The 12268-nt window shown below is 42.3% G+C and carries 14 protein-coding genes; 6 read left to right on the top strand and 8 right to left on the bottom strand.

The window, feature by feature from the left end; all coding sequences use genetic code 11:
• Positions 1 to 38: 38 nt before the first annotated feature.
• The 4 genes from rpsI to OU792_RS09250 form a co-directional block, all read right to left on the bottom strand.
• A complete protein-coding gene (gene rpsI / locus OU792_RS09265; RefSeq protein WP_026945276.1) occupies positions 39 to 425 on the bottom strand; it encodes a 30S ribosomal protein S9 in 387 nt (128 codons plus the stop codon).
• 10 nt (positions 426 to 435) lie between these two features.
• Complete coding sequence (gene rplM, locus OU792_RS09260) at positions 436 to 879, bottom strand: 50S ribosomal protein L13 (RefSeq protein WP_026945277.1); 444 nt, start codon at positions 877 to 879, stop codon at positions 436 to 438.
• Between the two features lie 256 nt (positions 880 to 1135).
• Positions 1136 to 1846, bottom strand: a complete 711-nt coding sequence (locus OU792_RS09255) for an RluA family pseudouridine synthase (protein WP_274670006.1) — start codon at positions 1844 to 1846, stop codon at positions 1136 to 1138.
• A gap of 101 nt (positions 1847 to 1947) precedes the next feature.
• Entirely contained in the window at positions 1948 to 2448 is a 501-nt protein-coding gene (locus OU792_RS09250; protein WP_134202293.1) for a hypothetical protein, read from the bottom strand.
• A 217-nt stretch (positions 2449 to 2665) separates the two neighbouring features.
• On the opposite strand from OU792_RS09250, the gene OU792_RS09245 reads away from it, so the two are divergent.
• From OU792_RS09245 to OU792_RS09235, 3 genes are read left to right on the top strand one after another with little or no spacing between them, the layout of a single operon-like run.
• Positions 2666 to 2926, top strand: a complete 261-nt coding sequence (locus tag OU792_RS09245; protein WP_134202294.1) for a hypothetical protein — start codon at positions 2666 to 2668, stop codon at positions 2924 to 2926.
• A 4-nt stretch (positions 2927 to 2930) separates the two neighbouring features.
• A complete protein-coding gene (locus tag OU792_RS09240) occupies positions 2931 to 4034 on the top strand; it encodes a TolB-like 6-bladed beta-propeller domain-containing protein (protein ID WP_222584687.1) in 1104 nt (367 codons plus the stop codon).
• Positions 4024 to 4728 carry a hypothetical protein gene (locus tag OU792_RS09235; protein ID WP_134202296.1) on the top strand — a complete coding sequence of 235 codons (705 nt, stop codon included), beginning with the start codon at positions 4024 to 4026 and terminating at the stop codon, positions 4726 to 4728. The genes OU792_RS09240 and OU792_RS09235 overlap by 11 nt, the downstream gene beginning before the upstream one ends.
• 16 nt (positions 4729 to 4744) lie before the next feature.
• Here the strand turns inward: OU792_RS09235 and OU792_RS09230 are convergent, their stop codons facing one another.
• From OU792_RS09230 to OU792_RS09220, 3 genes are all read right to left on the bottom strand, one after another.
• Positions 4745 to 5803, bottom strand: a complete 1059-nt coding sequence (locus OU792_RS09230; protein ID WP_134202297.1) for a sensor histidine kinase — start codon at positions 5801 to 5803, stop codon at positions 4745 to 4747.
• Between the two features lie 3 nt (positions 5804 to 5806).
• Positions 5807 to 6496 carry a response regulator transcription factor gene (locus OU792_RS09225; RefSeq protein ID WP_026945280.1) on the bottom strand — a complete coding sequence of 230 codons (690 nt, stop codon included), beginning with the start codon at positions 6494 to 6496 and terminating at the stop codon, positions 5807 to 5809.
• A 154-nt stretch (positions 6497 to 6650) separates the two neighbouring features.
• Positions 6651 to 7439, bottom strand: coding sequence for a DUF3108 domain-containing protein (locus OU792_RS09220; RefSeq protein ID WP_134202299.1), 789 nt, complete (start codon positions 7437 to 7439; stop codon positions 6651 to 6653).
• Between the two features lie 171 nt (positions 7440 to 7610).
• On the opposite strand from OU792_RS09220, the gene recA reads away from it, so the two are divergent.
• Positions 7611 to 8639 carry a recombinase RecA gene (gene recA, locus OU792_RS09215; protein WP_026945282.1) on the top strand — a complete coding sequence of 343 codons (1029 nt, stop codon included), beginning with the start codon at positions 7611 to 7613 and terminating at the stop codon, positions 8637 to 8639.
• 360 nt (positions 8640 to 8999) lie between these two features.
• Here recA and OU792_RS09210 read toward each other — a convergent pair whose 3' ends face one another.
• Positions 9000 to 10250, bottom strand: coding sequence for an ABC transporter permease (locus OU792_RS09210; RefSeq protein ID WP_026945283.1), 1251 nt, complete (start codon positions 10248 to 10250; stop codon positions 9000 to 9002).
• A gap of 119 nt (positions 10251 to 10369) precedes the next feature.
• Here OU792_RS09210 and queA point away from each other — a divergent pair, with 119 nt between their 5' ends.
• Together queA and OU792_RS09200 are read left to right on the top strand one after the other, a co-directional pair.
• Entirely contained in the window at positions 10370 to 11419 is a 1050-nt protein-coding gene (gene queA / locus OU792_RS09205; RefSeq protein WP_026945284.1) for a tRNA preQ1(34) S-adenosylmethionine ribosyltransferase-isomerase QueA, read from the top strand.
• Positions 11420 to 11521: 102 nt separating this feature from the next.
• A complete protein-coding gene (locus tag OU792_RS09200) occupies positions 11522 to 12205 on the top strand; it encodes a 2-C-methyl-D-erythritol 4-phosphate cytidylyltransferase (protein ID WP_274670005.1) in 684 nt (227 codons plus the stop codon).
• The last annotated feature ends 63 nt before the right edge of the window (positions 12206 to 12268 follow it).

Here is a 12268-nt window from a genome sequence, read left to right as displayed (position 1 = left end):
AAATAAATTGGTTTCTAATATAATGGAGGAAGTTCCGATTAACGCTTGGAGAATTGGAATCTTCTTCTTGCTTTTCTACGTCCTGGCTTCTTACGCTCGACCATTCTTGGGTCACGAGTCAAGAATCCTTCTTTTTTCAATGCGCCTCTGTGCTCTTCATTTACTTCACAAAGTGCTCTGGCGATCGCCATACGGGCAGCTTCTGCCTGTCCTTTGATTCCACCACCATCTACATTGATCTTGATGTCGAAGTTGCCTTCTTCTCCTACGAGAGCCAAAGGTTGTCTTACGACGATCTGGTGTAGATCGAATGGGAAATACGTTTCGATCGGTCTTTTGTTGACGGTAATTTCACCTTTTCCTGGAGCTAGGTAAATTCTGGCTACAGAGGTTTTTCTTCTACCGATTGTATTGATTACGTCCATGATTTATCGATTAGAGCGTGATGGTTTTTGGCTGCTGTGCTTCATGAGGATGCTCAGCACCTTCATACACATACAGATTACCGTACATTTTTCTTCCGAGTCTGTTCTTAGGCAGCATGCCTCTTACGGCTTTCTCTACTAGTATAGCTGAGGATTTCTCCTTGAGCAATCTTGGTGTAGAGATACGCTGACCACCGGGATAGCCGGTATGACGTACATATACCTTTTCGTCCCACTTTCTACCGGTCAGTCTGACCTTGTCTGCGTTGATTACGATGACATTGTCACCACAATCCACGTGAGGGGTGAAGTTGGGCTTGTTTTTCCCCCTCAAGATTCTTGCTACCTCACTGGCCAAACGACCTAAAACTGCAGCCTGGGCATCCACTACCACCCATTGCTTGTCTACAGTCGCGTCATTGGCAGATATGGTCTTATAGCTTAGAGTATCCACTGTGTAACTGTTTAATTTTTAGCTTGTTAAATGTTTTCGACCCCCAAAAAGGGACACAAAGATAGAAGTATTTTATTTTCCATGCAAAATATTTCCAAGGCTACTTCCTAATTTTCATGTGGTTATGATGATTTTCAATGGTCACATGGAATCTCACATCATTACCGTAATCCTTAAATTAGGATAGGTAAAATGTTCGATTTCATAGGTTTAGCCTCAGAAACCTGAATTCCTCGATACTTTTTCACACTGATTTTCAGCTGTTTTTCTCCAGCTGGTTTACCAATACTTGAAAATCCTTTGGATAAGGAGCATTTACAATGATCTCTTTTCCATCCAAACCCTCAAATCCTATGGAAAAAGCATGCAAAGAAACCCGCTGCATGATGGGTAATTCTTCGGTCTCTTTTTTCAAGTTGAAGCGACGCTTGAGTGAAGAAAGGTAGAGCGGTTTCCCGCCGTAAAGATCATCTCCGCAGATCGGTGATTGAAGGAAAGCGAGATGAACCCGAATCTGATGTAGCCTTCCTGTGATGGGGCGGCATTCGATCAGGGAGTGGGCTCGGTAGGTCTTCATCGTATGAAAAGCCGTCTGGGCTGGCTTGCCTTCTTTACTTACTTTGGCGACTCCTTTGGCCGAGGCGATGAGATTGCGATCTACGAGCAACTGCTCATATTCCTTGATCCCTTCGACGACAGCATGATAGACTTTGTTGACTTTTCGATTTTCAAACTGCATCGCCAAGTGCCTGTAGGCGGCTGGGTTCTTGGCAATCACCAGACATCCGGAGGTCTCCTTGTCCAGGCGATGACACAGCTGGGCATCTGCTGTGTGCATCTTGGCAAGGTCCAGAATGTTCTGCGCCTCGTGCCTATCGTCTAAGCTCGACAGGTAAGGCGGCTTGTTGATTACCAAGTAATCCTCGTTTTCAAATAGAATAAGAGCCTTAAAATCTACTTTCTTCATGAAATCTCCCCTGTCACTTCAAGGGGAGCGCAAAGGTAGGGAAATGAAAGGTTAAAAAAAATCCTTCCGCGTAGAAGGATTTGGAAAGTATAAAAAGAAAACTATCGCTCTTTGACAATGGTAAATCCTCTTCCGGTTTTGGATGTGGATCCACCCCATTTGAGTTCTCCTTCATGATAGACTTCTTTAATCATCCTTGTAGGACAATAATCCGGATCACCGATTGGAACAATATTGGCGAAAAGGGTATCTGCGTCCGAGGCATTCCATTGGATCACTGTTTTTTCGGTATCCAAGATAACTTCCATACTATAGAAGTCTTCCCCTGCCTCGGGCGGGATAATTCGAAAATTTCTTCGCATGTTGGTCATTTGTCCATTGTAGAATTCCTCCAGTGATCCGTTGCGCTCATAAAAGATTTTAACCTGATTAGAGCTGAAGGCAAGTTTATTAGTTTGATCCAGGAGATCCTTGCCTGCTTTGTCTAATACCTGAATATTAATCCGATTGTTATCAATAGGGTAGCAGGGTTGTGTACCCTCTTCGCATGAAGAAAGAGATCCTGCTAAAATTACTAGAAAAAAGAGTAGTAGTTTTTTCATATCGGTAATAAAGTCTTTTTAAAATTAATTAAAAGAGACTTAAAAAAACAATCAAAATTACCGCAGCCCGTGAAAGTGAAGTTGCCCAGAAAATTTATGGGAAGGCTCGCTAGAAATCAGTGATTTAACTTCAAAAAACGACTAAAAACGTGGCTATTTGTTTATTTATTGGTTAGCTTACGAATAACATAATTTCAATTAAAGAAAACGCATTGTCATGAAAAATTATTTTATAGGTTTACTCGTCTTGCTTCTTTTTTTAGGGGGATCACTTTTGACCGCAATTGGTCAATCATCTAATTCTGGTCATCTCGATGTAAAATTTAATTTCGGAATTGAATTAACGGCAGGTGAACTTGGGGATGTTGATGCTATATGTTGTGATATTAATGGCCAACCTGTACCACCTATTTGTAAGGTTACCTTTAATCCTGATTACAGGGAATACTATGGCGTACCTTACTTGTGCCTTGCTTAAATCAATGGACGTTCCTGTAGTTTCAAATTTACCCAAGTTAGAGGGAGTTTTTCTCTTAATGATAATAGGTGCTTTTTTTTGTTTATTAGTTTCTTGTCAAGAATCTAAAAAGAGTGAAAGTTTTGAAGATTATTTTTCCGCAATCAAAGAAATTCAACTTGAAAGAATCCCATTTGAAGTTGCAGATGGAAGCCCCTTTTTTAGGAATATGTACATTCTAGGCTATATTGATAGTGTGGTTGTGGTGAATGAATACCTCACGAATGATTATACTTTTAAACTTATTGACCTCAAGACTGGAGCTGTCAAGAATTTTGGTAAACGAGGCGAGGGTCCTAATGAGTTAGTTGCAGAAGGGGGCTATTTTTTGACAGATTATCAAAAAAATCAGCTGATAATAGGCGATGGTCTATTTAATTATACCTATTCAGTTGAAGATCTATTTAAAGAAAATCCGCAACCCCTGAATTCATTTACTTTTGAAACAAATGGAGATCGCTTTATTGGAGCTAGGGTTTTTGCCAAGGGTAAGGTGATTGGTTCAACCTACTTGCATCGATTTGCATCCTATACTTTGGCAACAAAGCAATTTGAAACCCATGGGGATTATCCTGGTGGAGAATCTCAATCTCTAGCTCATCAGGCCTATTATTGCGCTCATCCGACAGAAGCTAAGATTGCATATGGGATTCGAGCATATCCAGAATTTGGTATTTTGACCGAAAAAGATGATGAACTCCAAATTCAGAAATGGAATTGGGGTGAGGATTACATTCAGGTTGAGGAGCTATCCGACGGAACAAGGTCGGCTGTTGGTTCATTAGATGAAGAATTGAATTTTTTTTCTTCATCAGGAAGTAAGTCTTCCATTTTCTTTCTTTTTTCTGGTAAAAAAGTGAGACAAGCAGATGGGCAAATCCGTAAGTCTGGATTGTTGCCTAGTCAAGTATATCAATTAGATTGGGAGGGAAACCCGCAAGCTATATTAAATTTAGGGCAACCTGTAAAAGCCATTGCCGTCGATCCTGATGGGAAACTTCTTTTTGCATCTAGTGCAACAAGAGACCCGGAATTATTGATTTATAAATTACCTAGTAATGAAAATTAGATCGGTATTAATTTTAGCTTGTTTTTTCATGTTTGGGAAGTCCTTTGGTCAAGCGTCAATGGAAAGAAAGTTTGATCCCCTATTTTCGTCAGAGGTAATGACAGAAAGTAGCAAGCAAGTTAGCCGTGAGTTGGATAAAGAGGTTGCGATAGTACGATTTGTCAAAGTAGACAACCCTCGTATCGAACTAGAAATCGAAATGTGGAGTAAATTTTTGACAGGAATCGATCGGCAGTTTGTTGGATTTTTATTTGTCTTGGATTACGACTCCGATGAATTTAGGACAAATTGGTCGGAAAAGATGCCTTCTGATATCCCTTTAATTTTGGATTCGAAAGGATTGGTCAAGGAGGAGAATGAAGTGGGTGAGGACTATGGGGAGCAAACTTTGATTCTAGGCGAGGATTTGAAAATACTCACAGCGACGGGGTCCCCCATTATTTTAGATAATTTTGATTTGATGCGATCAGTTTTGGGGCATGAGCTTAAAAATCAAGGGTATACTACGGGAGTAAAAGGTCCCATAAACGATCCGGATTCAGAAAATCGAACATGGCTCATGGGTGAGCCCATTTATATGTCTCAGGGCGGAATACTACTGACTCCCGAAGAGTTTAAAAAACTCCTAGAAAGCGGACAATTTTACCCGGAGTTTACGTTTTCAGATACAGTGAAGATGATAAGACGAAATTAAAGGTGGGGCTTATTTTTTACGGATTTTCATGATTATTTTCTTTCACCAAAGGCAAAGAAAAACTAAAAATCGATCCTTTTCCCACTGTAGAGCTCACAGAAATTTTGCTTTTGTGTCCTTCCAGAATATGCTTAACAATCGCTAATCCCAATCCCGTTCCGCCTTCTTTTTTGTTTCGGCTCTTCTCCACTCGGTAGAAGCGCTCAAAAATTCGCTTCAGATCCTCAGGAGGGATTCCCTGTCCATCGTCTTTGATATCTACTTGGATGTGATTTTTGTGAGCTTTCAAGCCAATGATGACTTCGCCTTTGTCATGATTGTATTTGACTGCATTGAAGATCAGGTTTTGGCAGACCCGATAGATTTTTTGCCGGTCGGCATGAGTGATGTAATTCTTATCAGCTTCGTAGTTGAAATCAATCTGCACCTTTCGCTTGCTGGCCTTGTGCTCCAGCTCTTCCATGACCTCTTCGATGACTTCTTTCAGGTCAAAGTCTTCAAAGACAAACTTGATGACCCCGCTTTCCATCTGATTAAGCGTCAGAAGATCCTGGACCAGATTATCCAACGAGTCTAGACTTTTGGCAGCACGCTTGAGGAATTTCATCCTCACCTGCTTATCGTCAATCGCCCCATCCAATAAAGTATGGATATAGCCTTGCGTGGCAAAAATGGGTGTTTTGAGCTCGTGGGAGATATCTGCGATAAATTCCCTTCTGAACTCGGCGTTTTTCTGAAGTGCGTCGATTTCTTTTTGCCGCGCCACAGCATAGGAATTGATCACGGCATTGATCTTTCGAAGTGGGGAGATGGATGACTTGGATTTTTTGTCAGAGATTTCGGACAGATCCTTTTTCTGAATCTTCTCCAGCATGGTGTAGATGTTTCCAATCTCCCGAAAGACCAAAAACTCCAGCGTAATCGTGATCAGCAGGTAAGCAGATGAAAAAGCCAAACCGCCTGCGACCAAAATAAGAATAAAGCTTGCTTCATCCAGCAGGGATAAAAAAGCCACGACAAGCAAGGCAATGGCTAAAGCCAGTACAAAAGAAATCCCTCGGGAAGTATTGAGCATGAATTATCCTAAATCGAACTTGTATCCTACACCTTTCACAGTAGTGATGTAGTCATCTCCGATTTTTTCGCGAACCTTTCGGATATGTACGTCCACGGTGCGGGCCAGTACAAATACGTCAGCACCCCAAATATTCTGAAGAAGCTCATCTCTACTGAATACCATATTAGGGTTTTTGGCAAGGAAAAACAACAGTTCGAATTCCTTCTTGGGAAGGGTGATGGTTTTGCCTGATTTTTCAATCGTGTAGCTGCCTCGATCGATTACTAGATCTCGAATTTTGATTTGGGACTGCTCCTGCTCTTTTTTGGATTCTCTCCGGAATAGTGCAGATATCCTACTCATCAATGCCCGCGGTTTGATAGGCTTGGTAATGTAATCATCAGCACCCACATCAAAGGCAGCTACTTCGGAATACTCTTCCATTCGAGCTGTCAAAAAGATGATGAAGGTATTTTTCAACTCAGGGATTTGCCGGATTTGCAGGCATGTTTCGACCCCGTCCTGATTGGGCATCATGATATCGAGTAGTATGACATCGGGATGAAATTTGGAGGCTTTTTTCACCGCTTTGATTCCGTCTTCGGCAGTCTCGACGTCGTAACCTTCTTTCTGCAAGTTGTACTTTAGAATCTCAACAATGTCCGGCTCGTCATCTACGACCAGGACTTTGATTTTCTTCTTGTCGCCCATTGGGTTTCTTGGAGTTGATTTTGGATAAAATTAAAGAATATTTGAGGATAGGCAGCAAGTTTTTGAGGCCTAGTTCAGCAATTATCCAATTTACATCAATCCCAGCGACTTTCCTTGACCGAAATGTTAAGACAGGGTTAAGAATTTGTGACTGTTAATAACGAAGTCCTTTGGCTGATTTCAGGTCCAAATTCAGGGATCCCAAGAAGAGATTGGCCTTAATTTTTACAGGAATTTTGTTTTGATCCTGAGTCACCCAAACAGTCACAGGGTATTCACCACGGAAAAGTTTGTTCTTGGGGATTTGTGGTGAAAAAATGTAGGTATCTACCTCGCCCAGGTCGGTTTTGATTTTCTCCTGACCCTCGTAGATTAATTTTATGTTATATATTTCTTTGTCAAAGAAACCTTTGATGTTTACGCTCTGTCCCTTGTTCATTTTAGATAGGTCTAGGGTCCGGAGGTAATAGAATCCACTGACGATATCCTGCACGCTGCCGGGCAGATCAAATTCCTGAACCTTCTCCAGGTTTTTATTTTCCCGATCGTAGAGTTCCATCACGGCTTTTTTTTCCTGATGGTCAAAATATACCTGTTCATGCTTTCGGTATCTCCCTTCTTCGATATGTCGATAAGATCTTGAGGGAAGCTTGGTTTCTTTGTCCCAAATCGTGCCCCAGTTGTCATTTACTCTTCCAAAAATGGTAGCGGCTCCTTTGGTTTTTCCGTAGACGTCAATCTTAAAATGCTCCTTGTCCTCGATTTTTTCAGGATTTTTGGCAATTACCATTTTGGCATCAGCCAGATTAAACCAGCCATAGCTTACTTCGAAGTTCAACTCCTCCCCATAGGTGAAGGGAAAGTTTTTTTCCTGAGCCCATAGAGAAGGCTGAAAAAGAGCCAAAGCGAGAAGAAGTGATGTTATTTTAGTAATTACGTTCATCTTTTATGACAATCCCTGACAAAAAGCTGGTATTTTTATGCTTGGTACGAAAAAGCATGCCGAATAGTGACGAAAAATACGAATTTGCCTATCGAAAGCAAGTCGGCGGATGATTTTGGCCATGGCTTAGCAAGTTTTAACTTTATTTGAAATATCTATATCAATATCCACATGAGTAATAACGCAGAAAAATTAAAAGCACTACAACTGACCATCGATAAACTGGAGAAGGCCTATGGAAAGGGCACTGTCATGAAGCTTAGTGACAATCACGTAGCGGATATCCCTGCTATTTCTACCGGTTCGCTTGGTCTAGACCTGGCTCTGGGAGTTGGAGGTATTCCCCGTGGTCGTGTGATTGAGATTTATGGTCCGGAATCTTCCGGTAAGACGACTTTGACAATGCATTGCATTGCCGAAGCACAGAAAGCGGGTGGGCTTGCGGCATTTATTGATGCGGAGCATGCCTTTGATAAGACCTATGCCGAGAAACTGGGGATCGATATCGAAAACCTCTTGATCTCACAGCCTGACAATGGTGAGCAAGCTCTAGAGATTGCTGAGCATCTGATTCGTTCTGGAGCAATTGACATCATCGTGATTGACTCCGTAGCTGCTTTGGTGCCAAAAGGTGAATTGGAAGGTGAAATGGGAGATAGCAAAATGGGTCTTCAGGCTCGCTTGATGTCTCAGGCATTGCGTAAGCTCACCGGTGCAATCAATAAGACTGGTTGTTCTTGTATTTTTATCAATCAGCTCCGTGAGAAGATCGGGGTGATGTTTGGAAATCCAGAGACTACTACGGGTGGTAATGCCTTGAAATTCTATGCTTCCGTACGTCTGGATATCCGTCGTATTGGTCAGATCAAAGAAAGTGCTGATAATGTCACTGGTAACCGTACCCGTGTCAAAGTGGTCAAGAATAAGGTGGCACCACCTTTCAAAGTGGTGGAGTTTGATATCATGTACGGACAGGGGATTTCCAAAGTCGGGGAGATCATTGACTTGGGGGTTGAGTTTGATATCATCAAGAAAGCAGGCTCATGGTTCTCTTATAATGGTGAAAAACTAGGTCAAGGTCGAGATGCGGTGAAGAACCTAATTCTAGACAATCCTGAATTGATGGAAGAGCTAGAAACCAAAATCAAAGCTGCTTCAGGTCTGATTCCAGTTGATCCGGCGGGGGATATGGAAGAATAGGGTTTTTAGGGAAAAACAATGGTTTTATCAGAGGTGACGTCACTGCGAGGCTTAACATTTAGGATAATGCACAAAACCAGATGACGGAAGTTAAAATTAAGCACCTGTTTTAGTCACCCTGAGCACTAAAGAGACGAGAGTCTCGAAATCGAAGGGTTCTCGACTCCGCTCGGACTGACATGATTTTAATTTGCACAAAGTTATTCGTCATCAGTAGCGAAGCGTGGCAGTCTCATTAAGTAAAGGCAAGTCCTCTTTTTCCATAATAAGTCGTGTTTGTGTCAACTTATTTCAGGACGAGACATCAAAACAAAAAAAGGGAAGCCGTTGAAAGCTTCCCTTTTTTGGTAGTAATTATTTTTAAGCTGTTCGAATCGCTTCAACCGGATCCAATCGGGCGGCTAAAGTGGCTGGCACGATTCCGGATACCACTCCGATGATCGATGAGACCCCCAAACCTAAGATGATATTGGCAGGGGAGAGGACTAGATCCAAACTTCCAAGCTGCACAAAGCTGAGGAAGTATACGAGGATAATTCCAACTCCTCCTCCGATTAGACTTAGGCAAACTGCTTCAAACAGGAACTGGAAAAGGATAAAGTAATTCTTAGCTCCCAGTGACTTTTGAATTCCGATGATGTTGGTACGCTCACGTACCGATACGAACATGATATTGGCGATACCAAAACCTCCAACAAGGATCGAAAATCCTCCGATCACCCAGCCTGCACCGGAAATTACATCAAATACAGACCCAATGGCATTTTGGAGGAACTCAGTTTTGTTTAGAGAAAAGGTATCGTCTTCGGTTGGCTTCAATGCCCTTTTTGCTCTCAGGAGACCAATCATTTCATTTTCAATATTGACCAAACCTACATCTTCTTCTTTTCCCTTGGCGGCAATGGTAGGATTGATACCATTTTTCCCGGTATTGAAAAGCTTGGTGAAAGTTGGGTAAGGAATGATGCAGGCCTCGTCTTTGGATGGAAGGTCAAATAGTCCGCTACCTTCTTCTTCCAAAACACCTACTACGACAAACTTGAGACCGCGCATTTTGAATTCTTTGCCGAGTGCAGGTTCATTAGGGAATAGGGTCGTAGCGATAGTTTTTCCGATCACTGCCAGATTTCGGGCAGCTTTGATTTCATTTCCGTTGAAAAAACGACCCTCCTCGATGGGTACATCGTAGACGTCTGAGTAGTCTTCGAAGGCTCCGGTCAATTGTACACCTTGGAAAGCATTACTTCCTGCTGCGACAGTGGTGCTAGCAGATGCTGCGATGGTGATACCCTCAGCGGTGGTCAATCTGCTTTTTAGAAACTCATATTCCTCTACAGTGCTATTCGGTCTTCTGAAATATTTCCACCAGGGGAAATTTCCGGGAGGGCCAGACTGGAAGGGGAATTTGTCAACACGAATTACGTTGGTTCCTAGAAAGGAAAAGGATGATTTGATATTGTTTTCAAGGGAGTCTACCAGTGTGAATACTGCGATGATCGCGAAGATACCTACGGTTACACCCAATAGAGAAAGAGTGGTGCGGGTAAGGTTAGATTTCAGTGCGTTGATAGCGAACCGGAAGCTTTCCCAAGAAAGTCTCAAAAATAACATGGCATTATAGTTGGTGAAATCAATCTCTAAAGTTAGCGGATTTTGCACATTATATTCTTATCTTTGCACTTTTTAGAGTGAAAAAACTCTAAAGAATCCCATTCATCTAAAACTTCTCTATGAAATTATCAGATTTCAAATTTGACGTCCCCAAAAAGCTTGTTGCTTTGTATCCAACGCCCAATCGGGATGAATCACGCTTGATGGTCGTTCACCGTAAAACCGGGGAATTTGAGCATCGATCTTTTAAAGATATTCTGGATTATTTTGACGAAGGTGATGTTTTTGTCACCAACGACACCAAAGTATTCCCGGCAAGATTATACGGCAACAAAGAGAAGACAGGAGCTGAGATCGAAGTTTTTCTTCTTCGTGAACTCAATCCTGAGCTCCGACTGTGGGATGTTCTCGTGGATCCCGCAAGAAAAATCCGTGTAGGAAACAAACTTTACTTCGGCGATTCTGACTTAGTGGCTGAAGTCATTGACAACACCACCTCTAGGGGTCGTACGATCAGATTCCTTTTTGATGGCACTCCCGAGGAGTTCTATAAGGCTATTGACACCTTAGGTGAGACTCCGTTGTTGAAAGAAATCATCGACAGAAAGGTAGAGCCAGAAGATCGCGACCGTTACCAGACTGTTTTTGCGAAGAATGTCGGTGCAGTGGCTGCGCCTACAGCAGGGCTTCACTTTACGCCGCATCTTTTGAAGCGATTGGAGCTGAAAGGTATCGAAGTAACGCCAATTACGCTTCATGTGGGTCTTGGTACTTTCAGACAAGTAGATGTGGAAGACTTGACGAAGCATAAGATGGATTCAGAGAATTATGATATTCCTGAGAAAACCGTCAAGCTTGTCAACGAAGCTCTAGATCACAAAAAGCGAGTGGTAGCAGTAGGTACGACCGTTCTCAAGACGGTGGAATCTTCCGTGACTGCCAGCAATCATTTGAAAGCTTCCAGCGGATGGACTGATAAGTTTATCATTCCACCTTACGAGTTTAAGATCGCCAATGCGATGATTACGAATTTCCATTTGCCTGAGTCTACTTTATTGATGACTGCAGCGGCATTCGGAGGCTATGATTTGATTATGAAAGCATACAAAGAAGCAATCAAAGAAAAGTATCGGTTCTTCTCCTACGGAGATGCAATGCTGATTCTCTAAATACTAAAAGCTCCCAAAAGGAGCTTTTTTTATTTTTACAGGGACTTAATCAGGAATTTACCTGAAGTAAATTTGGAAACTTTAGATTTGCAAAAAAACAAAATGCAAAAAGCGGCTGTACTAGTAGCCGGAGGTCGTGGGACGCGCATGGGTGCACCGATCTCCAAGCAATATCTTCCGATAGCAGGGTTGCCAATTCTGATGCATACCTTATCAGTTTTTCATCAAGTGGATTCAGCGATTGAATTGATTTTGGTGATTCCCAAAGATGATTTCGCTTATTGGAAAGAGCTCTGTCTGAAGTTTCAGTTCCGGATACCCCATCAGCTAATAGCGGGCGGTAATTCCAGATTTCAGTCTGTTAAAAACGGTATATCCGCAATTTCTTTTGAGGAAGGCTTAGTGGCTATCCACGATGGCGTGCGACCTTTTGTGAATGAATCAGTCATCCAAGAAAGTTTCGATAAGGCAGCGGAAACAGGAAGCGCGGTAGCTGTGGTCGCCTTGAAAGATTCCATTCGAAAGCTTACTGACGATGGAAAAAACTTTTATCAAGAGCGTCAATATTTCCGCTTGGTACAGACTCCACAAACTTTTGATTTGAAGCGGATCAGAAAGGCTTTTCAGGTTACCGAATTACCACAGTTTACAGACGATGCAACCGTGTATGAGCATCAGGGCTGGGAAGTGACTCTTATCTCCGGAAATCCGGAAAACATAAAGATTACTACGCCGGAAGATATGGATTACGCAGCGTATTTGGCCGAAAGGAGAGGCGGTCGGTAAAAAACTCCGGAGTTTTTACCGACTTTTTTGGAGCATTCACCGATTTTTCAACAGCCTAGTCGA

This window comes from Algoriphagus sp. NF (assembly GCF_028823735.1).
GTDB classification, from domain to species: domain Bacteria; phylum Bacteroidota; class Bacteroidia; order Cytophagales; family Cyclobacteriaceae; genus Algoriphagus; species Algoriphagus marincola.
This window is presented reverse-complemented; position numbering and strand designations above follow the sequence as displayed.

What these genes read in the sequence shown, in the direction of transcription:
- rpsI (WP_026945276.1), bottom strand. Translation starts at nt 425, where the DNA reads ATGGACGTAATCAATACAATCGGTAGAAGAAAAACCTCTGTAGCCAGA.
- OU792_RS09255 (WP_274670006.1), bottom strand. Translation starts at nt 1,846, where the DNA reads ATGAAGAAAGTAGATTTTAAGGCTCTTATTCTATTTGAAAACGAGGAT.
- OU792_RS09250 (WP_134202293.1), bottom strand. Translation starts at nt 2,448, where the DNA reads ATGAAAAAACTACTACTCTTTTTTCTAGTAATTTTAGCAGGATCTCTT.
- OU792_RS09245 (WP_134202294.1), top strand. Translation starts at nt 2,666, where the DNA reads ATGAAAAATTATTTTATAGGTTTACTCGTCTTGCTTCTTTTTTTAGGG.
- OU792_RS09240 (WP_222584687.1), top strand. Translation starts at nt 2,931, where the DNA reads ATGGACGTTCCTGTAGTTTCAAATTTACCCAAGTTAGAGGGAGTTTTT.
- OU792_RS09235 (WP_134202296.1), top strand. Translation starts at nt 4,024, where the DNA reads ATGAAAATTAGATCGGTATTAATTTTAGCTTGTTTTTTCATGTTTGGG.
- OU792_RS09230 (WP_134202297.1), bottom strand. Translation starts at nt 5,803, where the DNA reads ATGCTCAATACTTCCCGAGGGATTTCTTTTGTACTGGCTTTAGCCATT.
- OU792_RS09225 (WP_026945280.1), bottom strand. Translation starts at nt 6,496, where the DNA reads ATGGGCGACAAGAAGAAAATCAAAGTCCTGGTCGTAGATGACGAGCCG.
- OU792_RS09220 (WP_134202299.1), bottom strand. Translation starts at nt 7,439, where the DNA reads ATGAACGTAATTACTAAAATAACATCACTTCTTCTCGCTTTGGCTCTT.
- recA (WP_026945282.1), top strand. Translation starts at nt 7,611, where the DNA reads ATGAGTAATAACGCAGAAAAATTAAAAGCACTACAACTGACCATCGAT.
- OU792_RS09210 (WP_026945283.1), bottom strand. Translation starts at nt 10,250, where the DNA reads ATGTTATTTTTGAGACTTTCTTGGGAAAGCTTCCGGTTCGCTATCAAC.
- queA (WP_026945284.1), top strand. Translation starts at nt 10,370, where the DNA reads ATGAAATTATCAGATTTCAAATTTGACGTCCCCAAAAAGCTTGTTGCT.
- OU792_RS09200 (WP_274670005.1), top strand. Translation starts at nt 11,522, where the DNA reads ATGCAAAAAGCGGCTGTACTAGTAGCCGGAGGTCGTGGGACGCGCATG.